Source organism: Telluria sp. BA11, assembly GCF_056680305.1.
On sequence record NZ_CM155275.1, the window covers coordinates 2970578 to 2995943 of the forward strand.

Genomic DNA, 25366 nt, shown 5'->3' on the forward strand with positions numbered 1-25366 from the left:
GACCTCCATGCCCCGATTCCCTGCACGGCACTGGCTTGCTGCCTGCCTGACGCTGTTTGCCTTCTTCACGCTGTTCGTCGCCGCGCCAGGCCGCGCCGCCGAGGAATTTCTCGATCCTGCCATCGCCTTCAAGTTCGAAGCACGCATGGCCGATCCGCAGTCGGCCGAGGTCACGTACACGATCGCGCCGAAGTACTACATGTACCGCGAACGCTTCGCCTTCAAGTCGAGCAACCCTGCCGTCAAGCTGGGTGCGCCGGCCATTCCGCCGGGCACCGTGAAGTACGACCAGACGTTCGAGAAGGACGTGGAAACCTACAAGGGAACACTGACGATCCGCATCCCGGTCGAGGGTGACGGTGCCTTCACATTGACGGCCACGGGCCAGGGCTGCGCCGACGCCGGCCTGTGCTACCCGCCGCAGGATCACACCGCCAGCCTGAGCGCAGGGAAGGGCGGCGACGCCGCACCAGCGCTGCCAATCGGCGCCGCAGCCCCGCAGGGCGGCATGTCGACACCGCTGTCGTCCACGCCAATGGCAGAGAGCGCGCCAGCAGCACCTGCTGCGCCGGCAATGCCCGCCACCCCGGTAGCACCACCTGCACAATCCGACCTCTCCAGCATCGCCGGCATCCTCGGCGGCGGCAGCCTGCTTGCCATCGTCCCCGCGTTCATCCTGCTGGGTCTTGGCCTCGCGTTCACGCCATGCGTGCTGCCGATGGTGCCGATCCTGTCGTCGATCATCGTGGGCGAAGGCAAGAACGTCAGCCGTGCGCGCGGCTTCCTGCTGTCGGTGACGTACTCGCTGGGCATGGCCATCGTCTACACATTGCTGGGCGTGGCAGCGGGCCTGGCCGGCGAGGGCCTGGCCGCAGCGCTGCAGAATCCGTGGGTACTCGGCACCTTCGCGCTGCTCATCGTGGCGATGTCGCTGTCGATGTTCGGTTTCTATCAGTTACAACTTCCAGGCGCATTGCAGACCAGTCTGAGCAATGTGTCGAACCGCCAGCAGTCCGGCAAGCTGGCCGGCGTGTTTGCAATGGGCGCCATTTCGGCGCTGATCGTCGGCCCCTGTGTGGCCGCGCCACTGGCCGGCGCGCTGGTCTACATCAGCCAGACGCGCGACGTGTTCCTGGGCGGCGCGGCGCTGTTCTCGATGGCGGTGGGCATGAGTATTCCGCTGCTGCTGGTGGGCGTGTCGGCCGGCTCGCTGCTGCCGCGCGTGGGTGCATGGATGGAGTCGGTCAAGCGTCTGTTCGGCGTCCTGATGCTGGCGATGGCGATCTGGCTCGTTTCGCCCGTGATTCCGCCGGTCGCGCAGATGCTGCTGTGGGCCGCGCTGCTGCTGGGCTACGGCTTTTATCTGCTGCGTCACACGCGCCACTGGGCGTCGATGGCCTTTGGCGCCGCGTTCGCGCTGATGGGCGGTATGCAACTGGTCGGCGTGGCCAGCGGCGGGCGCGATGCGTTCGCACCCCTGGCGCACCTGAGCGGTACGCCGCAGCATCACGGGCTGGTGTTCACCCGCATCAAGACGGTGGATCAGCTCGACGCGGCCCTGGCCGCCAATGCCGGCAAGACCGTCATGCTCGACTTCTATGCGGACTGGTGCGTGTCGTGCAAGGAGATGGAAAAGTTCACGTTCGTCGATCCGAAGGTGCAGGCCAAGCTGGCCAATACTGCGCTGCTGCAGGTTGATGTGACCGCCAACGATGCGGCCGACAAGGCGATGCTCAAGCGCTTTGGCCTGTTCGGACCGCCGGGCATCATCCTGTTTGATGCGCAGGGCAAGGAGATTGCCGATAGCCGGGTGATCGGCTATCAGAATGCAGAGAAGTTTTCGACGTCGCTGGAACGTCTGGGCAAATGAACGCCGGCGGCGCGGGCCGCCGGCGTTGAATGACGCAATGGATTATGCGTTGGCGCGATGATGTTGCTGATGACGCCCGCCCTTGCGGTGCTGGGCCTGCGCATCGAACGTCTTGCGCTGCTCGGGCGTGAGCACCGCGTAGAAGCTGTTCAGGGCCGTGAGGCGCGATTCCATCTTCGCGGTGCGCGCTTTCTGCATCGCGATCTGCTTTTCCATGCGTTGCGGCGCGCTCAGGCTGGCCCATGCCGCGCGGTCGCCGCGCTCGGCGCGCTCACCATGTTTGACTGGCGCGCGGCTGGCCACGAATGCATCCCAGGCCGGCTTTTGTTGTGCCGTCAGGTTCAGCGACGCCTGCAGCTTGGCCTGATGCTCAGCGCGCTTCTGCGCCATCCTGGCGTGACGCTCGCCTGCCTTAGCTTGCCATTCGGCCTTCTTGGCCAGGCGTTGTTCAGCCGTCAGCGTCGATGCCTGGCGGCCCTCGGCCGGGGCTGCACTCTGGGCCTGGGCACCGACGGTGGCGCCGAACAGGCCGGCAGCGGTGAAAGCGATCACGAGGTGTTTGCGAAGGGTGTTCATGGTAGGTCCTTTGTGTGAGAGTCTGGTGAAGTGCATCCGAAACGCTCGCTGCACAGGACCCATCCTGGGTCAAAACTGTAACCACGGGATTTCCCCTGCCGGGCACTTTGTATCCATATGTTTCGCGCCTGTCGGCATATACACAGCGATACAAATACTTCCGCCGGTCTTGTCATAAATTCGGATAATTGCGGTTATGGATAATCCCTCTACGATTCTGATCGTCGACGACGACCGCGACATCCGCACGCTGCTGGCCGACTACCTCGAGTCCAACAGCTACCGGACGCTCGGCGCCGCCGACGGCACCGCGATGTGGAAGACGCTCGACGAAACGCGTCCCGACCTCATCGTGCTCGACCTGAACATGCCCGGCGACGATGGCCTGACGCTGTGCCGCAAGCTGCGCGCCACCTCGAGCCTGCCTGTCATCATGCTCACCGCCCGCAACGAACCCCTTGACCGCATCCTGGGCCTGGAAATGGGCGCCGACGATTACCTGCCGAAACCGTTCGAGCCGCGCGAGCTGCTGGCGCGCATCCGCAGCGTGCTGCGCCGCTCGCACGCGATGCCATCGAACACGCCATCCGAGAACGTGCAGCAGATGCGCTTCTCGGGCTGGACGCTCGACCTGACCGCGCGCCACCTGCTCAACCCGGACGGCATCGTCATCATGCTCTCGGGCGCCGAATTCCGCCTGCTGCGCGTGTTCCTCGAACACCCGAACCGCGTGCTCAATCGCGACCAGCTGCTCAATCTCACGCAGGGCCGCGACGCCGACCCGTTCGACCGCTCGATCGACATCCAGATCAGCCGCCTGCGCCAGAAGCTCGGCGAAGACGCGCGCATGCCGCAGATTATCAAAACCGTGCGCAACGGCGGCTACGTGCTGGCCGGCCAGGTCACCGTGGAGCCGGCGGCGTGAAAGCCTTCTTCGGGTCGATGACCGGGCGCGTGTTCCTCACGCTGCTGCTGGGCATTCTGACCTCGGCCGCGCTGACGCAACTGGCGGCCGACTACCAGCGCCTGCGCGACTTCGAAAACCAGCGCGATGCGCATGTGCTCGAACGCGCCGAGCAACTGATCATGGCCACCGAGATCGTCCCGGCGTCGGCCCGCTCGATCTACCTCGATGTCGCCAATCGCCCGGGCCTGCAGCTCCAGGTCGGCGACATGCCGCCGGAAGCGGCGCCCCTGACGCCGTTTGCCGCGTCGCTGGCCAAGCGTCTGGGCAAGGGCTATCTGGTGGCCTCACGCGCCACGCGCCCGACTGCCTGTGGCGTCGTGCAAACGCAGCCCGTGATGTACGGCTTGCTGAGCATGAAGTGGGAAGGCGCCTGCGAGTCGATCGACGTGCGGCTGCGCGATGGCGCCGAACTGCAACTGTCGGTGCTGCCACCGCGGCTGGTCGGCGAGGATGTCGACACGAGCATCCTCCTCGGGATGTTCCTGGTCAGCATCGCGGTGCTGGCCTATTTCGTGGCACGCATGACCGCGCGCCCGTTCAAGCAGCTTGCGCAAGCCGCGCAAGACCTCGGCCAGGACATCAACCGCCCGCCGCTCGACCTGGTCGGCGCGATCGAGATCCGCCAGGCCAGCGCTGCCTTCAATGCGATGCAGGCACGCATCCGCCAGTACATCTTCCAGCGCACGCAGATGCTCGCTGCAATCACGCACGACCTGCAAACGCCGCTCACGCGCATGCGCCTGCGACTCGAGAAGGTGGGGGACACCGAACTGCAGGACCGCCTGATCGGCGACCTGTCGGCGATGCAGGAAATGGTGCGCGAAGGCCTGGTGCTGGCGCGCAGCATGGACACGACCGAGACGATGCAGATGCTCGATCTCGATTCGCTGCTCGAAGCCGTGTGCGCCGATGCGACCGATGCCGGCCAGACCGTGACGCTGGCCGGCAAGGCCTCGATCGCGGTGCTGGGCCGGCCGATCGACATGCGCCGCTGCCTGGTCAACCTGATCGACAACGCGGTCAAGTACGGGCGCGATGCGCGCGTCTGCGTCGACCGCGCCAACGGCACCGCGCGCATCCGCATCCGCGACAGCGGGCCGGGCATTCCGCGTAGCGAGCTGGTGCGTGTGTTCGACCCGTTCTACCGCGTGGAAACATCGCGCTCGCGCGAGTCGGGTGGCACCGGTCTGGGCCTGACGATCGCACGCAATATCACGGAGCAGCACGGCGGCAGCATCAGCCTGGCCAACCACTCGGAAGGCGGACTGGAAGTGACGCTGATGCTGCCCACGTATTACCCGAACAAATAGTAAAAAAAACCAACAAGCAAAATAAAGCCGTAACGACAGTGTGGGACAATGCGCGCGCGCAATGGCCACATCAACAAGCAGGATCACCAAGCAGCATCACTGACAGAGCCGTCGGCACTGGCGGCAAGGGACAAGCATGAACAAGAAGAATGTCGGCGTTATCGCCGTCGTGGCGGCGCTGGTCGTCGGCGGCGGCTGGTACTTCAATCAGGGCCATGAGGCCAAGGCGGAGGCGCCGGGCGCCAAAGGTCAGGGCGGCGGCCAGCCACCTGTGACCGTCAATGTGGTCAAGCCGGAGCGGCGCGACGTCGGCGTCGAGCTGTTTGCCAACGGCACCGTCACGCCGCTGCGCACCGTGAACCTGCATCCGCAGACCGTCGCCACCATCCGCAAGGTCCATATCCGCGAAGGCCAGTTCGTCAAGGAAGGCGAATTGATGTTCTCGCTCGACGACCGCGCCGACCAGGCCAATGTCGCGCGCGCCGAAGCGCAGGTGGCGCGCGACCGCGCCACGCTGGCCGACCTCGACCGCCAGTACAAGCGCAGCCAGGAGCTGGTGTCGCAGAACTTCCTGGCCCAGAGCGCGCTCGACTCCTTGCTCAGCCAGGTGCAAGCCCAGCGCGCGCTGGTGCAATCCAACCAGGCAGCGATGCGCGCCACTCAAGTCAGCGCCAGCTACACGTCGATCCGCGCGCCGATGTCGGGCCGGGTCGGCGCCATCGACATCCATCCGGGCGCGCTGGTGCAGATGACGACGTTGCTGACCTCGATCACGCAGCTCGACCCCATCAATGTCTCGTTCACGCTGCCGGAATCTGCTGTCGGCGCGCTGCTCGGCGCCCAGAAAGCGGGCAATGTCGATGTGCTCGTCAACAGCGGCGCTGACGCCAAGCCGGTCGCTGGCCGCCTGAGCTTCATCGACAATGCCGTCGATGCGCAGGCCGGCACCATTCGCGTGAAGGGCGAATTCAGCAACCGTGACACGAACCTGTGGCCTGGCCAGTACGTCACCGCGCGCGTGGTCGTGCAGACGCTCAAGGACGCCATCGTGATCCCGCAAACGGCCATCATCACGGCCACCAGCGGCACGTTCGTGTACGTGCTGGGCGACGGCAATGCCGCGCGCCAGGTGCCGGTCAAGCGCGTCTATGCGTTTGGCGACCATGCGGTCGTGACGGGCCTGAGCGGCGCCGAGCAAGTGATCACCGAAGGCAAGCAGAACCTGCGTCCGGGCGCCAGCGTGCGTCTCGCGCAAGCCGCCAAGCCAGCCGTGGCGCCGCAACCGAAGCAGGGTGAGCAGGCATGAACCTGTCCGAACTGTGTATCCGCCGGCCGGTGATGGTGGTGCTGCTGTCGATCAGCCTGGTGCTGGTCGGCATCCTGTCGTACATGAAGATTCCGGTCGCGGCGCTGCCGAGCTACAACACCCCGGTCATCAATGTCTCGGCCAACCTGCCCGGCGCCAGCCCGGAGACGATGGCTTCGTCGGTCGCGCTGCCGCTCGAGAAACAGTTCTCGACCATTGCCGGCATCAAGCTGATCACCTCGAACAGCACCCAGGGCGACACCAATATCACGCTCGAATTCGACACCGAGATCGATGTCGACAAGGCGGCAGTCGATGTGCAGGCCGCCCTGCTGGTCGCGCAGCGCCGGCTGCCGCTCGAGATGACGGAACTGCCGGCCTACCGCAAGGTCAACCCGGCCGACGCCCCGATTCTGTTCATGCATCTGACGTCGCCGTCGATGGATTTGTCAGACCTGAACGATTACGCCGAAAACCTGATCTCACCGGCAATCTCGACCGTACAAGGCGTCTCGCAAGTGTCGATCAACGGCGGCAAGCGTTTCGCGGTGCGGGTACGCGCCAAGTCCGACCTGATGAACGCGCGCAATATTTCGATGGACGAGCTGGCGGCAGCGCTGCGCGCAGCGAACTCGAACACCCCGCTGGGCATTCTTGATGGTCCGACCCAGGCGCTGACGATCCAGGGCGGCGGCCAGCTCATGAAAGCGGCCGACTTCGCCAGCCTGATCATCGCCACGCGCGATGGGCTCCCGGTGCGCCTGAGAGACATTGCCGACGTCCAGGACAGCTACCAGTCGGTCAAGGCAATGGGCAGCCTGAACGGCCAGCGCTCGATTTCGCTGATGGTGCAACGCCAGCCCAACGCCAACACTGTCGAAGTGGTCGACGCCGTGCGCGCGCTGATCCCGCGTTTCGAGGGGCAATTGCCGGCCTCGATCAAGATCGAGCTGGTCAGCGACCGCTCGTTATCGATCCGTGAAGCCATCCACGACGTCAACCTGACCCTGCTGGGCACCGTGATGCTCGTGATCCTGGTGATCTTCTTGTTCCTGCACCGCGCGGCCGCCACCTTCATTCCGGCGGTGACAGTGCCGATTTCACTCCTCGGTGCGCTTTCGCTGCTGTACTGGTTCGGCTATAGCCTCGACAATATTTCGCTGCTGGGCATCACGCTGGCAGTCGGCCTGGTGGTCGACGATGCGATCGTGGTGCTGGAAAACATCGTGCGCCACATGGAGATGGGCAAGAAGCCGATGCAAGCGTCGCTCGTCGGCGCGCGCGAGATGGGCTTTACCATCATCTCGATCTCGATTTCGCTGGTGGCCGTGTTCATTCCGATCTTCTTCATGCCGGGCGTGATTGGTCTGCTGTTCCGCGAATTTGCCGTCATCGTCGGCCTGGCCGTGATGGTCTCGGCCGTCGTGTCGCTCACGCTGGTGCCGATGATGTGCTCGCGCTTGCTCAAGAATGGCGGCCACGTCGACCCGAAGGACATGTCGTGGATCGGTCGCCGCTTCGAAGCCATGTTCACCAATGTGCGCAACGGCTACGGCCGTACGCTCGACATGGCGCTGCGCTACCGCTTCCTGGTCCTGATGCTGGCGCTGGGCACATTTGTACTGACCGCGGTGCTGTACATGACCATGCCGAAAGGCTTTTTCCCGGAAGAAGATATCGGCCAGATCCGCGTCAACGTCGAAACGTCGGAAGATACCTCGTCCGCCGCGCTGGCTGAGCTTCAGAGCAAGGTGGTCGACATCGTTCGCGCCAATCCGTATGTGCAGGATACGACCTCGTTCACCGGGGGCGGCAACACCGGCCGCATGTTCCTGGTGCTCAAACCGCGCAGCGAACGGCCACGGATTGATCTGGTGATCGACGAACTGCGCAAGGCCACGCGCGCCGTGCCGGGCGTGCAGGTGTTCATGTCGCCCTTGCAAAACCTGCAACTGGGCGGGCGCCAGAGCAAGGCGCGCTATCAATACACGCTGCAAAGCGTCTCGGGCGGCGAGATCGGCAGCTGGGCCGAGCGCTTCCTGGAAGGCATGCGCCAGGATGCGCGCTTCCGCGACGTCAACAGCGATTCGCAGAACAAGGCCCTGCAGGCAACCATCGACATCAATCGCGACAAGGCCGCGCTGCTGGGTCTGGAGATGGACGATATCCGCACCGTGATGTATGCCTCGTTCGGCGAACGCCAGGTCTCGACCATCTATTCCACCGCCGCCAGCTATTACGTGATCCTGGAAGCGGCGGCGAGCGACCGTTATTACGATGAAGCGCTCTCGCGCGTGTCGGTGCGCAGCAAGTCGGGCGATCTGGTGAAACTGTCGAGCGTGGCCACGGTGCGCCGCACGGTCGGTCCGCTACAAGTGAATCACCAGGGGCAATTGCAGGCGATCACGCTGTCGTTCAACCTGGCGCCGGGCGTGCCGCTGGGCGATGCCACCGCCGCCATTGAGCAGATGAGCACGCAGATGAAGCTGCCGGCCTCGGTGATTGCCACCTATGGCGGTGACGCGGCCGTGTTCCAGGACACGCAGTCGAGCCAGCTGATCCTGATCCTGACGGCGATCGGCGTCATCTACGTGTTGCTGGGCGTCTTGTACGAAAGCTATATCCACCCGCTGACCATCCTGGCCGGCCTGCCGTCGGCCGCGGTAGGCGCGCTGCTGACGCTGTGGATCTTCGACAAGGACCTGACGCTGATCGCGATGATCGGCATCCTGATGCTGATCGGTATCGTCAAGAAGAACGCCATCATGATGATCGACTTCGCGCTCGATGCGCAGCGCACCCTCGGCATGAGCCCGCAGGAGGCGATCCGCGAAGCGTGCATCCTGCGCTTCCGGCCGATCCTGATGACGACGCTGGCCGCGCTGATGGGCGCGCTGCCGATCGCGCTCGGTATCGGCGCCGGCGCCGAGCTGCGCCAGCCGCTGGGTCTGGCGGTGTGCGGCGGCTTGATCTTCTCGCAAGTCATCACGCTGTACATCACGCCGGTCATCTACCTGTACCTGGACCGTTTCAGCGGCACTGGGCCGATGACGGACGAACAGCTTGCGAAGGCCGACGATGTCGCGGTTGCCCAGCATGCTTAATCCTGGAAACATTTGGTAACAACCATCAACGCCAGCAGCGGTGCAGTCCGCTCGCTGGCGTGATGCGTTGGTACTGTAAAACGGTTAGACTGCCCCCTCTGCTGTTTTTTTAGACGTCGCTTCCAGGATACCGATCTACCTTGCGTGACCATCCCCACTCCTACGATCAGGACAGCGAAGTTTGCTCCCACTGCGGGCAGCCACTGGTACGCCCGGGGCCGCATTACGAGCGCGAGGGCTCCAAGCGCGGCGGCCTGATCGGCACGATCGTGCTGCACTTGCTGCTGCTCGCGATCTTCATCTTCAAGCCGCCTGAAAAAGAGCAAAAGACAGCGCGCCCGGCATCCGACCGCGAAACCGACGTCTTCTTTGTCCAGCCGCTGCAGCAGCCGACCAAGGCGCAGCGCGAGCAAAAGCCCAAGCCGGCCCCGAAGCCAACGCCCCGGCAAGAAACGCCGCGGCCGACGCCGCCGGAGCGCGTCATCGTCAAGCGCCTGCCCGACACGATCACGATTCCCGACGAAAAGCCGGTTGAGCGCAGGCCGCCGCCACCACAGCCACCGCAGCCAAAGACCGAAGTCCCACCGGACATGGACATGGCCGCCTACGTCAAAGCGCAGCGCGAGCGCCGCGGCGCGCCGACCGGCAGCGAAGTGGAAACGCCGGAAAGCGACGCCGTCCGCGGCAACCGCAATGCGCTGGCGAACATCGCCGCGATCAACGGCCGGGGCCGCGACGACAGCAACGAATCGGGCGGCATCTTCTCGGTGTCGAACAAGACGTTCAACACGATGGACCTGAAATTCCGCGGCTGGAACCCGAGCTTCAAGCGGCGCTGGCTGACAGCGGTAACGGTGGAGCAGGGCAGCGCACGTGACATCGAAACGGCCGTCATCAAGAAGATGATCGAGCTGATCCGCAAGGAAAAGAACGGCGACTTCGAGTGGGATTCGCACCGCCTGGGCCGCGTGGTCAAGCTCAGCGCCCGGCCGGCGGACGAAGCGCGCCTGACCGAGTTCCTGTACAAAGAAATGTTCCCGGAGTACCGCCCGCCACCGGGAGGCTGATGAATGTGGAAAAAAAGCCGGGGTCAAAAAAGCCGGGGTCAGGTCTGACATTCGGACACGATCTCGACAGTCGGGCAGTCGGAACCATCTGGCACCCTGCTATGCCACTAGGCGGGACAGCATTAAAAAAAAGCCGGGGTCAGGTCTGACATTCGGACACGACCTCGACAGTCAGGCAGTGGGAACTGGCTGGCCCCGCGCCATGCCAATGCTGGGCAATACACCGTCAGATGTAGCCAAGGCTGAGCTCGTGTCCGAATGTCAGACCTGCCCCCAGCTTTGCCAGCTTTGTCGTAAAAAAACCGTGCCTTGGCACGGTTTTTTGTTGGGTGTGCGGGTGTTTAACCTGCCTTCAATTTCCGGGCAATATCCAGCGCGAAGTACGTCAGCACTCCATCGGCGCCAGCGCGCTTGAACGCCATCATCGATTCCATCATGACCTTGTCATGGTCCAGCCAGCCGTTGAGCGCGGCTGCCTTGAGCATCGCGTACTCGCCGCTGACCTGGTAGGCAAACGTCGGCACCCTGAACTCATCTTTTACGCGGCGCACGATGTCCAGGTAGGGCATGCCTGGTTTCACCATCACCATGTCGGCGCCTTCGGCCAGGTCCAGCGCCACTTCCCGCAGTGCTTCGTCGCTGTTGGCCGGGTCCATCTGGTAGGTGTTCTTGTCGGCCTTGCCGAGATTGGCCGACGAGCCGACCGCATCGCGGAACGGCCCGTAGAACGCGGACGCATACTTGGCCGAGTACGCCATGATGCGCGTATGAATATGGCCCTGCGCCTCGAACGCGGTGCGGATCGCGCCGATGCGCCCGTCCATCATGTCCGACGGTGCGACGATGTCCACGCCGGCGTCGGCGTGGGTGAGCGCTTGCTTGACCAGCATCTCGATCGTCTTTTCATTGACGATATAGCCGTTCTCGTCCGGCAGGCCGTCCTGGCCGTGGGTCGTGTACGGGTCGAGCGCGATGTCGGTGATGATGCCCAGCTCGGGGAAGTTGCGCTTGAGTTCGCGGACCACGCGCGGCACCAGCCCGTCCGGATTCGTTGCTTCGACGCCGTCATAGGTCTTCACCGACTGGTCGACCAGCGGGAACAGCGCCAGCGCGGGAATCCCGAGCGCGACGCATTCTTCGGCCACTTTCAGAAGCAGGTCGAGCGAGACGCGGGCCACGCCCGGCATCGAGCCGACTTCCTGGCGTACGTTCTGGCCTTCCAGAACGAACACGGGATAGATCAGGTCGGACGCGGTAATCGTGTTCTCGCGCATCATGGCGCGGGAGAACGGGTCGCGGCGCATGCGGCGCGGCCGGGCCGCCGGATAGGCGGAAGTGATGATGCTCATCGAGTGGCTCCTTGCAGGATCAGGCGGAGGTTTGATCGTCGTCCGCCGACGGCGCGCCAGATTCGTCGTGCTCTTCTTCTTCCTCACCCTCGTAATCGCCGGCAACGCCATCCAGCCCGGCCAGCGCCAGAATCTTGGCATCGGCTTCTTCGATGCCGATGCGCTTGAGCGCCGAGAACAGCTGCACCGTGAACGGGAAGCCCACGCCATCTTCATCGACGTAGCTTTCGAGCACGCCGCGCGCTTCGCGCAGGGCATTGGTCGACTCGTTGCGGTTGAGCTTATCGGCCTTGGTCAGGATGCAGTGGATCGGCTTGCCGGTAGGGGCGAACCATTCGAGCATCTGGACGTCCAGGTCGGTGAACGGACGGCGCGAATCCATGATCAGGATGAGCGCAGCGAGCTGGTCGCGGCGCTGGACATAGTCGCCCAGCAGCTTTTGCCAGTGCAGCTTGGCCGTGCCCGACACTTCGGCATAGCCGTAGCCAGGCAAGTCGACCAGCAGCGCTTCGATTTCATCGACCCGGACCGCATCCTTGCGGTGCTGGCCCACGTGGGCGCCGCCGATCGAGAAGTAATTGATGTGCTGGGTACGACCCGGTGTCTTCGACGCGAACGCCAGACCCTTCTGGTTCGTGAGGATATTGATGGCTGTGGATTTGCCGGCGTTGGAGCGCCCGGCGAAGGCGATTTCCGGCACATTGGTGTCGGGGAGGTCGCGCAACTGATTCACGGTCGTAAAGAACCGGGCTTGCCATAATCTGGACATGGGGGGGAAGAGGGTAAGAGGACTACGAAATGGCGTTTGAGAAACAAAGCTATTGTACAATAAGGGGTTGATTGCTGCCTGCCAGCCCCATGGCCCAAGCAATCAGGGCGCTGCACTGAACCTTCAATTATTGACTTTTTCAAGGTGCTAGTATGAACCGCTTGTCGTCCCCCCTGCTCAAAACACTGTTGGTCACACTAACTGTTTTCGGGGGACTCCCGGCGGCAACAGCAGCGGCGCCCGCTGCAGCGCCTGCAGTCAAGGCCGATCCGGCCCGGGGCGGCGCGCTGTACGATGCGGGCGACCCCGCGCGCGGCCTGCCGGCCTGCGTCTCGTGCCACGGTGCGGCGGGCAATTCATCCATTGTTGCCAACCCCAAGCTGTCGGGTCAGTTTGCCAGCTACACGCACAAGCAACTGGTCGATTTCACGACCCCGAACCGCCAGCAGCCGATCATGACGACCTACGCCAAGATGCTCACCGACGCCGAGAAGAAAGACCTCGCGGCGTGGCTGGCGGCGCAGGTGCACAAGCCGGGCGCGGCCAAGAACAAGGACACCGTTGAACTGGGTCGCAAGATCTATCGCGGCGGCATCGCTGAACGGGGCGTGGCGGCCTGTGCCAGCTGTCATGGCGCCAACGCCAGCGGCATCCCCGCCCAATATCCGCGCCTTGCAGGCCAGCATCAGGATTACACTACCGCCCAGCTCGAAGCATTCAAGAGCGGCACCCGCGCCAACAGCCCGCAAATGACCACGCTCTCGCAGCGCATGTCGACGGCTGAAATGCGCGCGGTGGCCGACTATATCGCCGGCTTGCGCTAAGAGACTCCACGATCTCGCATAAGCAGAATTGAACGCAGGAAGGGCGGCAGCAACGGGCTGACCCCCTTCCTGCAAGCGGCTACCCGCCGCGCAGGAAGAAAGTTGTAAAGCATGAGCACCACCGGAATTGAACTGAACACCCGCCGCCGTGGTCTGGCCGAGGCGGTCGAACTGATCTCCTCGATGCGGTTTGCGATCAGTCTTCTCACCATCATCTCCATCTCGTCGATTATCGGCACCGTGCTCAAGCAGGCTGAGCCAATGTCGAATTACGTCAACCAGTTCGGCCCGTTCTGGTTCGAAATTTTCAACAAGTTCGGTCTGTACAGCGTGTATTCCAGCTGGTGGTTCCTCGTGATCCTGGTGGTGCTGGTCATGTCCACCGGGCTGTGCCTGATCCGCAACGCGCCGAAAATGATGCGCGACATGCGCAGCTGGCGCGAAAACGTGCGCTTCGATTCGCTGCGCAACTTCCACCACAAGCTCGAATGGCAGGCGCCGCTGGCCAAAAGCGCGCTGGCCGAGCAGAGTGCACTGCGCCTGCGCCACGCCGGCTATGCCACGAAAATCGTCGAGAAGGATGGCGGCACGCTGGTCACGGCCAAGAAGGGCGCGGGCAACAAGTTCGGCTACATCTTCGCGCATTCGTCGATCATCGTGATCCTGGTGGGCGGCACGCTCGACTCGGACCTGCCGGTGCGCATCCAGCAGTGGCTGTTCAACAAAACGCCATTCACCGGCAGCGGCGTGATCGCCGACATTCCGGCCCAGCACCGCCTGGGCACGGGCAACCCGACCTTCCGTGGCAATACCGCCATTGCCGAAGGGCAGGCCAGCCGCACCGCGATCCTGAACCAGCCGACGGGCGTCCTGGTGCAGGAGTTGCCGTTCTCGCTGCAGCTCAAGAAATTCCATATCGAGTTTTATTCGACCGGCATGCCGAAACTGTTTGCCAGCGACGTGGTCGTGCGCGACCTGGAAACCGGCCACACGTTCGAATCGACCATCAAGGTCAATCATCCGCTGATCTACAAGGGCATTGCCGTCTACCAGTCGAGCTTTGACGATGGCGGCAGCAAACTGCGGCTGACGGGATACCCGATGAACGGCGCCGCCAGCGCCAGTTTCCCGATCGAAGGCGAAGTCAACGGCGCCACCGAACTGAAAATCGGCGGCGAGACCTATGCGGTCGAGTGGTCGGGCTTCCGTCCGTTCAACGTCGAAAACATTAGCCAGGGCAATGACGTGCGCGCGGTGAGCAAGGGCAAAACGTTCAACGAACAGTTCGCCGCCACGCTGGGCAAGGCCTCGGGTTCGGCTGCCAATCCGGACGCCACGAAAGACCTCAAGAACGTCGGCCCCAGCGTGCAATACAAGCTGCGCGACGCCAGCGGCCAGGCGCGCGAATTCATGAACTACATGCAGCCAATGACGCTCGATGGGTCGCAAGTCTATCTGGCCGGCGTGCGCGCGAACCCGTCGGAGAGCTTCAGCTTCCTGCGCATTCCCGTCGATGAACGCTACGGCGTGGGCGACTGGATGCGCCTGCGCGCGGCGCTGGCCGATCCCGAGGCGCGCGCCGTGGCGGCGCGCCGCTATGCCGCGCGGGCGCTGGGCGGCAACCAAGGCAGCGCGCTGGCTGGCCAGTTGCAGGAGTCGGCAGCGCGCACGCTCGGCATCTTTGCCGGCGGCGACGGTCGCGGCGGCTTCGTTGGCGTGGCCCAGTTCCTGGAAAAGATTCCGCAGGCCGAGCAGGAGAAAGCAGCCGGCATTTTCATGAAAATGCTTAACGGCACCCTATGGGAGCTGTGGCAAGTGGCGCGCGAAAAACACGGCGACGCCGCGGCCGCGCCAACGGACGCCAATGGCCGCTTCCTGCAACTGGCCACCAATGCGTTGTCGGACAGTTATCTGTACGGCGCGCCGGTGTATCTGCAGCTTGACGATTTCACCGAAGTGAAGGCTTCGGTACTGCAATTGACGCGCTCGCCGGGCAAGAACGTGGTCTACTTCGGCTGTGTCCTGCTTGTCTTGGGCGTGTTCGCGATGTTCTACATCCGCGAACGGCGTGTCTGGATCTGGGTGCGCGACGTGCCCGGTAATCCTGGGGCTGGCGCCGAGGCGCTGATGGCCATGAGCACGCAGCGCAAGACGCTCGATTTCGAGCGCGAGTACGAAGACTTGTCAGTAAAGCTGCCACAACCGGCGTAAGCTGCGCGGGCTTGGAGAAAACAATGGAACTGTCACAACCAAAGACTGGCGCCCCGGCGCGCTCGACCGACCAATATCAGGAAGCGCCCGGCTATTTCCGCCGCCTGGGTGCGCTCGACTGGCTGTACGCGCTTGCCCTGTGCGCTGCAGCACTGTTCGCGCTGAACCGGTACGGCCATTTCATGGACATCTATGAAGAGGTGATCCTGGTGTGCACGGCGCCCGTGTTTGCCGTGCTGGGCTGGTACTGGAAACCGATGCGCTGGCTGCTGCCGCTGGTCGCCGTGCTGTCGCTGGGCGCCATCGCGCTGTACGACGGCAACCTTGCCGCTGCCGAGCAAAAATTCTTCCTGAAGTACATGCTGTCGAGCCAGTCGGCCATCCTGTGGATGAGCGCGCTGTTCGTGTTCTCGACCGTGTTCTACTGGGTTGGCCTGGTAAGCCGCGGCAAGTTCGGCGGCGGCGTGGGCGCTGCGCTGTGCTGGGCCGCAGTCGTGATCGGCGCGGTCGGCATGATGGTGCGCTGGTACGAGTCGTACCTGATCGGCCCGGACGTCGGCCACATCCCGGTGTCGAACCTGTACGAAGTGTTCATCCTGTTTGCCATCATCACCGCGCTGTTCCACCTGTATTACGAAGAACACTACGCCACGCGCCAGCTGGGCCCGTTCGTGATGCTGATCATCGGCGCCGCCGTCGGCTTCCTGCTGTGGTACACGGTCTCGCGCGACGCTGCCCAGATCCAGCCGCTCGTGCCGGCGCTGCAGAGCTGGTGGATGAAAATCCACGTGCCGGCCAACTTCATTGGCTACGGCACGTTTGCGCTGGCCGCGATGGTCGCGTCGGCCTACCTGCTCAAGTCGCACGGCATGCTGGTTGATCGCCTGCCTTCGCTTGAGGTGCTCGACGACGTGATGTACAAGTCGATCTCGGTCGGTTTTGCGTTCTTCACCGTCGCCACCATCCTCGGCGCGCTGTGGGCCGCTGAAGCGTGGGGCGGCTACTGGTCGTGGGATCCGAAAGAGACGTGGGCGCTGATCGTGTGGCTGAATTACGCGGCGTGGCTGCACATGCGCTTGATGACGGGCCTGCGCGGCCGTGTCGCGGCCTGGTGGGCGGTGGTTGGCTTGCTGGTAACCACGTTTGCCTTCCTGGGCGTGAACATGTTCCTGTCGGGTCTGCACTCGTACGGCGAGCTGTAAAGACGGAACGGGCGCTGACCCGATAGTGTTGGCCGCCTAACGCAAGCTTAAGGGAACTTCGTGTAATGTGAAGCTTCCCAAGCTCGCGAGGCCAGCCATGCTCTTCAAACGCAATCCCAACGGACTCGATCTTCCGTACCCTTCCGAAATCACGCCGCAAGAAATTTATACCGGCCGGCGTGAATTCATCACCCGCATGGCCGCCACGGCCGCTGTCGGCAGCGGCGTCTGGGAGATGGCCAACCGCGAAGCCTTTGCCCAGACCGCCGGCCAGAAGCTCGCGGCGCGCGCCAATGTGGCGCTGTCGACCGACGAAAAGCAGACCCCGTTCAAGGACGCTGCCGGCTACAACAACTTCTACGAGTTTGGCCTCGACAAGGGCGACCCGGCCGAGAACGCGCACACGCTGCGCACCCGGCCCTGGACCGTCCGCATCGAGGGCGAGGTCAAGAAGCCCCTGACGCTCGACATCGACAGCCTGCTGAAACTCGCGCCGCTCGAGGAGCGCGTGTACCGCCTGCGCTGCGTCGAAGGCTGGTCGATGGTCATTCCGTGGGTCGGCTATTCGCTGTCGAACCTGCTCAAGCAGGTCGAACCGACCGGCAACGCCAAGTTCGTCGAATTCACGACGCTGGCCGACCCCAAGCAGATGCCGGGCCTGCGTAGTGGTGTGCTCGACTGGCCGTACGTCGAGGGCTTGCGCATCGACGAAGCCATGCACCCGCTGACGATGCTCACGATGGGCATGTACGGCCAGGTGTTGCCGAACCAGAACGGCGCGCCGGTGCGCCTCGTCGTGCCATGGAAATACGGTTTCAAGTCGGCCAAGTCGTTGGTGCGCATTCGCCTGCTCTCACGCCAGCCGAAGACCGCCTGGAACGACATGGCGCCGCGCGAATACGGCTTCTTCTCGAACGTGAATCCGAACGTCGACCACCCGCGCTGGTCGCAGGCCAGCGAGCGCCGCATTGGTGAATCGGGTCTGTTTGCACCGAAACGCAAGACCCTGATGTTCAATGGCTACGACCAGGTGTCGTCGCTGTATACCGGCCTGGATCTGAAGCGTTATTTCTGATGGCAGGGTTGAATACCAAAGAGGTCGGGTGGGTCAAGGCGCTGGTGTTCGTGCTGGCGCTGGTCCCCTTCGCGCGCCTGGTCTGGGGCACCGCCAGCGGCAGCTTTTCGGATCCGCTGGCGGCGATCACCAAGGGCAGCGGCGAATGGGCGCTGTACTTCCTGTGCATCACGCTGGCGGTGACGCCGCTGCGGCGCCTGACGGGCTGGAATTGGCTCGTCAAGCTGCGCCGCATGATCGGCCTGTTCATGTTTTTCTACGCATTCGTGCACTTCACGGCATTCCTGTGGTTCGACCACTTCTTCGACGTGCCGGCCATGCTGGCCGACGTCATCAAGCGGCCGTTCATCCTGGTGGGCTTCATTGCCTTCGTGCTGCTCATTCCGCTGGCGGCAACCTCGACCAACGCGATGATCAAGCGCCTGGGCGGCAAGCGCTGGCAATGGCTGCACCGCCTGATCTACGTGATTGCGCCGCTGTCGATCCTGCATTTCTGGTGGATGAAAGAGGGCAAGAACGATTTTGTCAGACCAATCATCTTCGGATCGATCATTGCGCTGTTGCTCGGGTTGCGGGTGTTCTGGCACTTCAGGCGCAAGCAACAACCCGTGCGCGCCTGAACACCGGGGTCAGGTCTGACATTCGGACACGACCTCGACAGTCTTTTGGTCGGAACTAGCTGGCACCGTGCGATGCTACTGCTGGCAGGAAAGATTGGAACTGGCTAAAGCTGAGGTCGTGTCCGAATGTCAGACCTGACCCCGGCTTTGCCGGCTTTGTTTTACTTGATGAGCGTTTCGAGCGCGAAGGTCTCGGTCGGTGTCTCGCGGCGGCGTACCAGGTGGATGGTGTCGCCGTCGACGATTACTTCGGCTGCGCGGCCGCGCGTGTTGTAGTTCGACGCCATCGTCATGCCGTAGGCGCCGGCCGTCATCATGGCCAGCAGGTCGCCTGGTTCCAGCGCCAGCTCGCGCTCGCGCGCCAGCCAGTCGCCCGATTCGCAGATTGGTCCCACGACATCCCACATCAGCGCGGCGCTCTCGCGCTGCGTCACTGCCTGCAGGCCCATCCAGGCCCCGTACAGCGTCGGACGCATCATGTCGTTCATGGCGGCGTCGACGATGCAGAAGTTCTTCTCGGCGCCAGGTTTGAGGTATTCCACGCGTGTGAGCAGCACGCCAGCTTCGGCGACGATCGAGCGGCCCGGCTCGAATATCACCTTGAGCGGCTGGCCGTCGTACTTTGCCGCGCGCCAGGCATCGATGCGCGCGAACAGGCGGCCCAGGTAGTCGCCCACCGGCACTGGCGGCGCGTCGCCGGCCACCCCGTAGTCGACGCCGATGCCGCCGCCGATGTCCAGGTGGTGCAGGTGGATGCCTTCGGCGTGCAGCGTGTCAATCAGGTCGATCAGCTTGTCGAGTGCCTCGAGCAGCGGCGCGTCGTCCAGCAGCTGCGAGCCGATATGGCAGTCGATGCCGACCACGTCCAGGTGCGCCAGCGCGGCGGCCGCGCGGTAGGTGTCGAGTGCCTCGTCGAAGGCGACGCCGAATTTATTGGCCTTCAGGCCGGTGGCGATGTACGGGTGGGTCTTGGCGTCCACGTTCGGGTTCACGCGCAGCGAGACCGGTGCGCGCATGCCGAGTTTGCCGGCCACGGCGTTCAGGCGGTGCAGTTCGGGGATCGATTCCACGTTGAAGCACAGGATGCCTTTTTCCAGTGCCAGCGTCATCTCGGCCTCGGTCTTGCCCACGCCCGAGAAAATGGTCTTGCCAGGATCGCCGCCGGCAGCGATCACGCGCAGCAGTTCGCCGCCCGAGACGATGTCGAAGCCCGCGCCCTGGCGCGCCAGCAGGTCGAGCACGGCGAGGTTCGAGTTGGCCTTCATCGCATAGCAGACCAGCGCGTCGCGGCCGGCGCAGGCATCCTGGTAGGCGTTGAAGTTCTCGAGCAGCGTGGCCTTGGAATACACATAGGTCGGCGTGCCGAATTCGTCGGCGATGGCGGACAGGGAAGCGCCTTCGGCGTGCAGCACGCCGTCCTGGTACAAGAAATGGGGCATAAGGTAAAAGCGAAGGTGGAAGCGGACGGTTAGCGGTACGGCGCCGGGGTGGACGCATTGTTCGACGGGACGGGCTGGGCTGGCTGGTCGACAACGACCGGCGCGGGCCTGGCGGGTGGGTTGGGCATGTACAGCGGGCCGGTCTGGCCGCAGCCGGCGAGGGCCGAGACGATCAGCGCAGCGCCGAAAGGAAGCGCGAGGGAGGACTTCACGATTAGAATCAGGGTTTGATTAGCAGATTTGGAGTGTAGCATGACCGAAACCGAATTTTTGGACCTGGCCGACCTGACCCTGAAACGGATCGAAACGGCCTTCGATCGCCTGAACGACGAAGACATCGTCGACGTCGAGTGCAAGCGCAGCGGCAACGTGCTCGAAATCGAGTTCATCGACAACGGCACCAAGATCATCATCAACAGCCAGGCGCCGCTGCAAGAGATGTGGCTGGCCGCACGCTCGGGTGGCTACCACTACAAGCGCGTGGGCGACGAATGGCGCAACACGCGCGACGACAGCGAGTTCTTCGCGGCGCTCGGGCGCTATGCGAGCGAGCAGGGCGGGGCACCAGTCAACTTGGTGTAACGCGATCTCGCACTAAAAACAAAGGCGGCCATTGGCCGCCTTTGTCGTTTCATGCACGGGTGATCAGAACAACTCGTTCCGCACCGCGTCGCGTTCCTGCTGTTGCTGCGCCGGCGGCGGCTGGCCGACGTCGAGCGCTTCGACGCCGCTGCCCGGCGGCGTCTCGGCGTAGTAGTACTCGGACCCGTACTGCACCAGGCCGGCCGGCACTTCGCGTTCGACCATCGGCTGGTCCTTCAGCGCCTTTTGCATGTAGCCGATCCAGATCGGCAGGGCCAGGCCGCCACCGGTCTCGCGCGCGCCCAGGTTGCGCGGCTTGTCGTAGCCCATCCAGGCAATGCCCACCAGCTTTGGCTGGTAGCCGGCGAACCACGCGTCGATCGAGTCGTTGGTGGTACCGGTCTTGCCGGCCAGGTCGGTGCGCTTCAGGGCCATCGCCTTGTTCGCGGTGCCGTGGCGGACCACGTCCTTGAGCATGCTGTCCATCAGGAAGGCGTTGCGCGCATCGATCACGCGGTTCGCTTCATCGCCCGCGCGTGCCGGCCGCGCTTCGGACAGCACCTTGCCGTCGCTGTCGGTGACCTTCGAGATCAGGTACGGGCTGACGCGATAGCCGCCGTTGGCGAACACCGCGTAGGCGCCGGCCATCTGCAGCGGATTGGTTGCGCCAGCGCCCAGTGCCAGCGTCAGGTAGGCCGGATTGCGTTCGGGCTCGAAGCCGAAGCGGGCCGCGTACTCTTGGCCATAGCGCGCGCCGATCTTGTTCAGGATGCGGATCGAGATCATGTTCTTCGACTGCTGCAGACCACGCCGCATCGTCATCGGGCCGTCGTACTTGCTGTCGTAGTTCTTCGGTTCCCACGCCTGGCCGCCCGTCTGACCGGCATCGAAACTGATCGGCGCATCGTTGATGATGGTGGCTGGCGACAGCCCGCGCTCGAGCGAGGCCGAATAGATGAACGGCTTGAACGACGAACCGGGCTGGCGCCACGCTTGCGTCACGTGGTTGAACTTGTTGCGGTTGAAGTCGAAGCCGCCCACCAGCGCGCGGATTGCACCGTCTTCGGTATTGGCCGCCACAAAGGCCGATTCCACTTCGGGCATCTGCGTGATCAGCCACTTCGATTCGTCATCCTGCATCACGCGGATCACGGCGCCGCGGCGCACGCGCCGGTTCGGCGCCGCTTTGTCCGACAGCCAGGCTTTGGCAAACGCCAGACCCGAGCCCGACAGCGTGATCGTCTCGCCCGAGGCGATCGCTGCCTGTACCTGCGTGCTCGACGCCTGCAGCACGACGGCCGCGATGATGTTGTCGCTATCCGGATGCTCGGCCAGCTCGGCTTCGATCGCTTCGTCGGCCGCCGCTTTACCCGATGGCAGGTCGATGAACGATTCCGGGCCACGATAGGCGCGGCGGCGTTCATAGTCCATCACACCGCGGCGCAGCGCCAGGTAGGCCGCGTCCTGGTCGGCCTTGGTAATGGTGGTAAATACGTTCAGGCCGCGCGTGTAGGTGTCTTCCTTGAACTGTTCATAGACCAGCTGGCGCGCCATTTCAGCCACGTATTCGGCGTGCACGCCGAAGGCGGCGCTGTCGGTCTTGATCTTGAGTGGCTCGACCTTGGCCTGGGCGAACTGGGCGTCGCTGATATAGCCCAGCTGGTGCATGCGCACCAGGATGTACTGCTGGCGCGTCTTGGCGCGGGTCGGATTGACCACGGGGTTATAGGCCGACGGCGCTTTCGGCAGGCCGGCCAGCATGGCCGCTTCGGCCACGGTGATGTCGCGCAGGTCCTTGCCGAAATAGATCTGGGCCGCCGACTGGAAGCCGAAGGCACGCTGGCCCAGGTAGATCTGGTTCATGTACAGCTCGAGAATCTGATCCTTGGACAGGTTCTTCTCGATCTTCCAGGCCAGCATCGCTTCATACGCCTTGCGCTTGAAGGTCTGTTCCGACGACAGGAAGAAGTTGCGCGCTACCTGCTGGGTGATGGTCGATGCGCCCTGGCGCGCGCCGCCGGTAGCGTTGCGGAAGGCCGCGCGCATGATGCCCAGGTAATCGATGCCGCTGTGCTCATAGAAGCGGTCGTCTTCGATCGACAGCACGGCCTTCTTCATGACATCGGGGATGTCCTTGAAATGAACCAGCGTACGGCGCTCTTCGCCGAATTCGCCGATCAGGACGTTATCGGCCGTGAAGATCCGCAGTGGCATCTTGGGCCGGTAATCGGTGATCGTGTCCAGCGCCGGCAGGTTCGGGTACGCCATGGCCAGAGCGAACACGAGCACGAGTACGCCAATCGCACCCAGGCCGAACAGGCTGGCGAATGCGATGAGGATCAGGCGCTTGGGGCTGAACTTCGAGGAGGAAGAAGGTGCTGCCTGTTTCTCTTTCATGCTGACTTTCGCTTTGTTGATCCGCCTCATTATAAGACAGCAGTTTGGCACCCGATACTGGCCCGAGCTTAATCGAACCACAGAGCAATATTTAGCTGGCAACGAATCGGCAAAGTGTGGTGCGCATGCCCCGCATTCTGATGTTCCCGAGTAGAAATATCTTGTCCCGCATCATCCTTTATTGCTACGATCCGAGACGGTGCTTTCACGTAAGTATCGGATTTTTATAAGAAAATAACAGGTGTTTGGTTAACGACAACGACCCTTGCAAGGGCGTCTACAGCCAGATTCTGCCCCAATCGGTGTCAAGGAGTGTTTGGTGATCAATCTGGGTTCCTTGTTTGGAAAGTCGAGTCCGCCAATGATCGGGCTCGATATCAGCACGTCCGGCGTTCGCCTGGTCGAGCTGGCCGACGCCGGCAAGGGACTCGTGCGTCTCGAGCGCTACGCGACCGAATCGCTGCCGCGCGGCGCCGTGGTCGATGGCAATATCGAAAACATGGACCAGGTGGCCGACGCCGTGCGCCGGGTCTGGAAAAAGAGCGGCACGCGTGCCAAGCACGTCGCGCTGGGCATGCCGCCGGCCGCCGTGATCACCAAGAAAATCATCCTGCCGGCCGGTTTGTCGGAAGACCAGCTCGAAGTGCAGGTCGAGTCCGAAGCCAGCCAGTACATCCCGTTCGCCCTCGATGAAGTCAGCCTCGACTTCGACGTGATCGGCCCGGCGCCCAATTCAGCGGACGACATGGAAGTGATGCTGGCCGCTGCCCGCCGCGAAAAAGTCGAGGACCGCATCGCCATCGCCGAAGGCGCGGGCCTGCTCGCGACCGTGATGGACATCGAATCGTACGCCGCGCGCAGTGCGCTGGAAAACGCTGCCGGCCTGATGCGCGACCAGATCGTGGCGTTGTTTCAGATCGGCGCCCAGGCCACCCACGTGTCGGTGCTGTTCAACGGCGAAGCGGTCTACGAGCGCGAGCAGCCGTTCGGCGGCAACACGCTCACGCAGGACATCGTGCGCGCCTATGGCATGGCGTTCGAGGAAGCCGAAACGCGCAAGAAGGCGGGCGACCTGCCGGAAAACTACCGCGCCGACCTGCTCACGCCATTCCTCGAGAACGCAGCGCTGGAAGTCACGCGCGCGATCCAGTTCTTCTACACCTCGACGCCGTACACGCGCATCGACCGTATTTACCTGGCCGGCGGCTGCGCGCTGCTGCCGGGCATCATGGAGATCGTGGCCGGCCGCACCCGCATTGCCACCAGCCTGGCGTCGCCGTTCGACAATATGGCGTTCGGCCCCGGCGTGCGTGAACACCAGCTGCGTCAGGAAGCGCCGGCCTACCTGGTCGCCTGCGGCCTGGCGTTGCGGAGGTTCGGCTGATGATCCGCATTAACCTGTTGCCTCACCGCGAGGCAAAACGCAAGCAGAAGCAATCGGCGTTCGTGGCACTGATGGCACTTGGCGGCCTGGTCGGCGCCGGCATCGTGCTGCTGGTGGGCGGCTACAACGCCAGCCAGATTTCGGTCCAGAACGAGCGCAACGGGGTGCTCAAGCAGGCCAGCGCCGATCTCGACAAGAAAATCGGCGAGATCACGACGCTGAAGGAAGAAATCGCCGCGCTGCAAGCACGCCAGCAGGCGGTCGAAGACTTGCAGGGCGACCGCAACCAGCCGGTCTACCTGCTCGACGAACTGGTGCGCCAGACGCCCGACGGCGTGCACCTCAAGACCGTCAAGCAGGATGGCCAGCGCGTGATCCTGACCGGCGCCGCCCAGTCGCAGGAGCGCGTCGCCGAATTGCTGCGCAACCTGTCGAGCCAGTCGGCATGGCTGGAAAAGCCCGACCTGACCGAAGTGCGCGCCGCGACCATCACCCAGAGCAAGAGCGCGCGCAAGGTGGTTGAATTCACGCTGGCCGTGTCGATCAAGCGCGCCCGCAACAGCGACGCACTTGAAGACGGTGCCACAGCCAAACCTGGCGCGCCGGGGAAATCATGAACATCGATATCAAGGCGCTGTTCGCCCAGTTCGCGGCGCAATTCGAAGACCTTCAAGGCCGTCAGCCTGGCCAGTGGCCGCTGGCGCCGCGCCTGTTGTGCGCGGCGGGCGTGGTGGCGCTGGTGGTCGGCCTGGGCTACTACTTCTACTGGAGCGACCAGTTCGCCGAGCAGGAAACGCTCGCGCAGGAAGAAGTGCGGCTGCGCGGCGAGTACGAAACCAAGATGGCACAAGCGATCAACCTCGAAGCGCTCAAGGCGCAGAAGGCGCAGGTCGACCAGTACGTGGTGCGCCTGGAGAAGCAGTTGCCGAGCAAGTCGGAAATGGCCGCGCTGCTGTCGGACATCAACCAGGCCGGCGTGGGCCGCGGCCTGCAGTTCGAGCTGTTCAAGCCGGGCCAGGAAGTGGTGCGCGACTACTACGCTGAGCTGCCGATCAGCATCAAGGTGAGCGGGCAATACCACGACATGGGCGCGTTTGCCGCCGACATGGCGAACCTGCCGCGCATCGTCACGCTCAACAACCTGTCGCTGGCGAGCGTCAAGGAAGGCAACCTCGAGATGGAGGCGATCGCCAAGACCTTCCGCTATCTCGACCAGGAAGAACTGATCGCCCAGCGCGCCGCGCGCGCGGCCGAGAAGAAAGCCGCCAAAGGCAAAGGCAAGGGTAAAGGCAAAGGCAAGTGATGATACGAGCT

Annotated in this window: 21 protein-coding genes; 15 read left to right on the top strand and 6 right to left on the bottom strand. The window is 63.6% G+C overall.

Translation table 11 applies throughout. From position 1 onward, the window contains the following. Window positions 1–7 precede the first annotated feature (7 nt). Complete coding sequence (dsbD, locus tag AC1MGT_RS13075; RefSeq protein WP_499500488.1) at window positions 8–1870, top strand: protein-disulfide reductase DsbD; 1863 nt, start codon at window positions 8–10, stop codon at window positions 1868–1870. Window positions 1871–1912: 42 nt separating this feature from the next. Here the strand turns inward: dsbD and AC1MGT_RS13080 are convergent, their stop codons facing one another. Next, the gene (locus tag AC1MGT_RS13080; RefSeq protein WP_499500490.1) at window positions 1913–2446 is read right to left on the bottom strand and encodes a Spy/CpxP family protein refolding chaperone; all 534 of its coding nucleotides are present in this window, start codon (window positions 2444–2446) and stop codon (window positions 1913–1915) included. A 196-nt stretch (window positions 2447–2642) separates the two neighbouring features. On the opposite strand from AC1MGT_RS13080, the gene AC1MGT_RS13085 reads away from it, so the two are divergent. The 5 genes from AC1MGT_RS13085 to AC1MGT_RS13105 all read left to right on the top strand — a co-directional run bounded on the left by AC1MGT_RS13085 (window position 2643) and on the right by AC1MGT_RS13105 (window position 10200). Beyond that, on the top strand, window positions 2643–3371 hold the full coding sequence (locus AC1MGT_RS13085) for a response regulator (RefSeq protein ID WP_183554216.1): 729 nt from the start codon (window positions 2643–2645) through the stop codon (window positions 3369–3371). Beyond that, window positions 3368–4723, top strand: coding sequence for an ATP-binding protein (locus AC1MGT_RS13090; protein WP_499500492.1), 1356 nt, complete (start codon window positions 3368–3370; stop codon window positions 4721–4723). The genes AC1MGT_RS13085 and AC1MGT_RS13090 overlap by 4 nt, the downstream gene beginning before the upstream one ends. 136 nt (window positions 4724–4859) lie before the next feature. After that, a complete protein-coding gene (locus AC1MGT_RS13095; protein WP_499500493.1) occupies window positions 4860–6029 on the top strand; it encodes an efflux RND transporter periplasmic adaptor subunit in 1170 nt (389 codons plus the stop codon). Continuing rightward, window positions 6026–9133: an efflux RND transporter permease subunit gene (locus tag AC1MGT_RS13100; RefSeq protein ID WP_499500494.1), complete on the top strand. Its 3108-nt coding sequence runs from the start codon at window positions 6026–6028 to the stop codon at window positions 9131–9133. The genes AC1MGT_RS13095 and AC1MGT_RS13100 overlap by 4 nt, the downstream gene beginning before the upstream one ends. A gap of 140 nt (window positions 9134–9273) precedes the next feature. Then, complete coding sequence (locus AC1MGT_RS13105; RefSeq protein WP_499500495.1) at window positions 9274–10200, top strand: hypothetical protein; 927 nt, start codon at window positions 9274–9276, stop codon at window positions 10198–10200. 341 nt (window positions 10201–10541) lie between these two features. Here the strand turns inward: AC1MGT_RS13105 and hemB are convergent, their stop codons facing one another. Next, window positions 10542–11549: a porphobilinogen synthase gene (gene hemB / locus AC1MGT_RS13110; RefSeq protein ID WP_183554206.1), complete on the bottom strand. Its 1008-nt coding sequence runs from the start codon at window positions 11547–11549 to the stop codon at window positions 10542–10544. 19 nt (window positions 11550–11568) lie between these two features. Further along, window positions 11569–12318, bottom strand: a complete 750-nt coding sequence (yihA, locus tag AC1MGT_RS13115; RefSeq protein WP_499500496.1) for a ribosome biogenesis GTP-binding protein YihA/YsxC — start codon at window positions 12316–12318, stop codon at window positions 11569–11571. A 152-nt stretch (window positions 12319–12470) separates the two neighbouring features. Here yihA and AC1MGT_RS13120 point away from each other — a divergent pair, with 152 nt between their 5' ends. The 5 genes from AC1MGT_RS13120 (at window position 12471) to msrQ (ending at window position 18250) form a co-directional block, all read left to right on the top strand. Further along, entirely contained in the window at window positions 12471–13142 is a 672-nt protein-coding gene (locus AC1MGT_RS13120) for a c-type cytochrome (protein WP_499500497.1), read from the top strand. Between the two features lie 111 nt (window positions 13143–13253). Then, window positions 13254–15353: a cytochrome c biogenesis protein ResB gene (locus tag AC1MGT_RS13125; RefSeq protein WP_499500498.1), complete on the top strand. Its 2100-nt coding sequence runs from the start codon at window positions 13254–13256 to the stop codon at window positions 15351–15353. 23 nt (window positions 15354–15376) lie between these two features. Next, window positions 15377–16555, top strand: coding sequence for a c-type cytochrome biogenesis protein CcsB (ccsB, locus tag AC1MGT_RS13130; RefSeq protein ID WP_332530653.1), 1179 nt, complete (start codon window positions 15377–15379; stop codon window positions 16553–16555). A gap of 97 nt (window positions 16556–16652) precedes the next feature. Then, entirely contained in the window at window positions 16653–17630 is a 978-nt protein-coding gene (msrP, locus tag AC1MGT_RS13135; protein WP_499500499.1) for a protein-methionine-sulfoxide reductase catalytic subunit MsrP, read from the top strand. Then, a complete protein-coding gene (msrQ, locus tag AC1MGT_RS13140; protein ID WP_499500500.1) occupies window positions 17630–18250 on the top strand; it encodes a protein-methionine-sulfoxide reductase heme-binding subunit MsrQ in 621 nt (206 codons plus the stop codon). Before msrP ends, msrQ begins: the two co-directional genes overlap by 1 nt. 161 nt (window positions 18251–18411) lie before the next feature. Here the strand turns inward: msrQ and lysA are convergent, their stop codons facing one another. Both lysA and lptM read right to left on the bottom strand, forming a co-directional pair. After that, window positions 18412–19689, bottom strand: coding sequence for a diaminopimelate decarboxylase (gene lysA, locus AC1MGT_RS13145; protein ID WP_499500501.1), 1278 nt, complete (start codon window positions 19687–19689; stop codon window positions 18412–18414). 29 nt (window positions 19690–19718) lie between these two features. Next, complete coding sequence (lptM, locus tag AC1MGT_RS13150) at window positions 19719–19901, bottom strand: LPS translocon maturation chaperone LptM (protein ID WP_499500502.1); 183 nt, start codon at window positions 19899–19901, stop codon at window positions 19719–19721. Between the two features lie 40 nt (window positions 19902–19941). On the opposite strand from lptM, the gene cyaY reads away from it, so the two are divergent. Then, complete coding sequence (gene cyaY / locus AC1MGT_RS13155) at window positions 19942–20271, top strand: iron donor protein CyaY (RefSeq protein WP_258837190.1); 330 nt, start codon at window positions 19942–19944, stop codon at window positions 20269–20271. A 63-nt stretch (window positions 20272–20334) separates the two neighbouring features. Here cyaY and AC1MGT_RS13160 read toward each other — a convergent pair whose 3' ends face one another. Then, window positions 20335–22668 (bottom strand): penicillin-binding protein 1A, encoded by a 2334-nt coding sequence (locus AC1MGT_RS13160; protein WP_499500503.1) that lies wholly within the window; start codon window positions 22666–22668, stop codon window positions 20335–20337. A gap of 361 nt (window positions 22669–23029) precedes the next feature. Here AC1MGT_RS13160 and AC1MGT_RS13165 point away from each other — a divergent pair, with 361 nt between their 5' ends. The 3 genes from AC1MGT_RS13165 to AC1MGT_RS13175 are packed head-to-tail and all read left to right on the top strand — an operon-like array spanning window position 23030 to window position 25355. Further along, window positions 23030–24052, top strand: a complete 1023-nt coding sequence (locus tag AC1MGT_RS13165; protein WP_499500504.1) for a pilus assembly protein PilM — start codon at window positions 23030–23032, stop codon at window positions 24050–24052. Continuing rightward, window positions 24052–24669: a PilN domain-containing protein gene (locus tag AC1MGT_RS13170; protein WP_499500505.1), complete on the top strand. Its 618-nt coding sequence runs from the start codon at window positions 24052–24054 to the stop codon at window positions 24667–24669. The genes AC1MGT_RS13165 and AC1MGT_RS13170 overlap by 1 nt, the downstream gene beginning before the upstream one ends. Further along, a complete protein-coding gene (locus tag AC1MGT_RS13175) occupies window positions 24666–25355 on the top strand; it encodes a type IV pilus inner membrane component PilO (RefSeq protein ID WP_499500506.1) in 690 nt (229 codons plus the stop codon). The genes AC1MGT_RS13170 and AC1MGT_RS13175 overlap by 4 nt, the downstream gene beginning before the upstream one ends. The last annotated feature ends 11 nt before the right edge of the window (window positions 25356–25366 follow it).

Bases quoted from the DNA above. Each gene is read 5' to 3' on its own strand.
- dsbD (WP_499500488.1), top strand. From the start codon at position 8: ATGCCCCGATTCCCTGCACGGCACTGGCTTGCTGCCTGCCTGACGCTG.
- AC1MGT_RS13080 (WP_499500490.1), bottom strand. From the start codon at position 2,446: ATGAACACCCTTCGCAAACACCTCGTGATCGCTTTCACCGCTGCCGGC.
- AC1MGT_RS13085 (WP_183554216.1), top strand. From the start codon at position 2,643: ATGGATAATCCCTCTACGATTCTGATCGTCGACGACGACCGCGACATC.
- AC1MGT_RS13095 (WP_499500493.1), top strand. From the start codon at position 4,860: ATGAACAAGAAGAATGTCGGCGTTATCGCCGTCGTGGCGGCGCTGGTC.
- AC1MGT_RS13100 (WP_499500494.1), top strand. From the start codon at position 6,026: ATGAACCTGTCCGAACTGTGTATCCGCCGGCCGGTGATGGTGGTGCTG.
- hemB (WP_183554206.1), bottom strand. From the start codon at position 11,549: ATGAGCATCATCACTTCCGCCTATCCGGCGGCCCGGCCGCGCCGCATG.
- yihA (WP_499500496.1), bottom strand. From the start codon at position 12,318: ATGTCCAGATTATGGCAAGCCCGGTTCTTTACGACCGTGAATCAGTTG.
- AC1MGT_RS13120 (WP_499500497.1), top strand. From the start codon at position 12,471: ATGAACCGCTTGTCGTCCCCCCTGCTCAAAACACTGTTGGTCACACTA.
- AC1MGT_RS13125 (WP_499500498.1), top strand. From the start codon at position 13,254: ATGAGCACCACCGGAATTGAACTGAACACCCGCCGCCGTGGTCTGGCC.
- ccsB (WP_332530653.1), top strand. From the start codon at position 15,377: ATGGAACTGTCACAACCAAAGACTGGCGCCCCGGCGCGCTCGACCGAC.
- msrP (WP_499500499.1), top strand. From the start codon at position 16,653: ATGCTCTTCAAACGCAATCCCAACGGACTCGATCTTCCGTACCCTTCC.
- msrQ (WP_499500500.1), top strand. From the start codon at position 17,630: ATGGCAGGGTTGAATACCAAAGAGGTCGGGTGGGTCAAGGCGCTGGTG.
- lysA (WP_499500501.1), bottom strand. From the start codon at position 19,689: ATGCCCCATTTCTTGTACCAGGACGGCGTGCTGCACGCCGAAGGCGCT.
- cyaY (WP_258837190.1), top strand. From the start codon at position 19,942: ATGACCGAAACCGAATTTTTGGACCTGGCCGACCTGACCCTGAAACGG.
- AC1MGT_RS13160 (WP_499500503.1), bottom strand. From the start codon at position 22,668: ATGAAAGAGAAACAGGCAGCACCTTCTTCCTCCTCGAAGTTCAGCCCC.
- AC1MGT_RS13165 (WP_499500504.1), top strand. From the start codon at position 23,030: ATGATCGGGCTCGATATCAGCACGTCCGGCGTTCGCCTGGTCGAGCTG.
- AC1MGT_RS13170 (WP_499500505.1), top strand. From the start codon at position 24,052: ATGATCCGCATTAACCTGTTGCCTCACCGCGAGGCAAAACGCAAGCAG.
- AC1MGT_RS13175 (WP_499500506.1), top strand. From the start codon at position 24,666: ATGAACATCGATATCAAGGCGCTGTTCGCCCAGTTCGCGGCGCAATTC.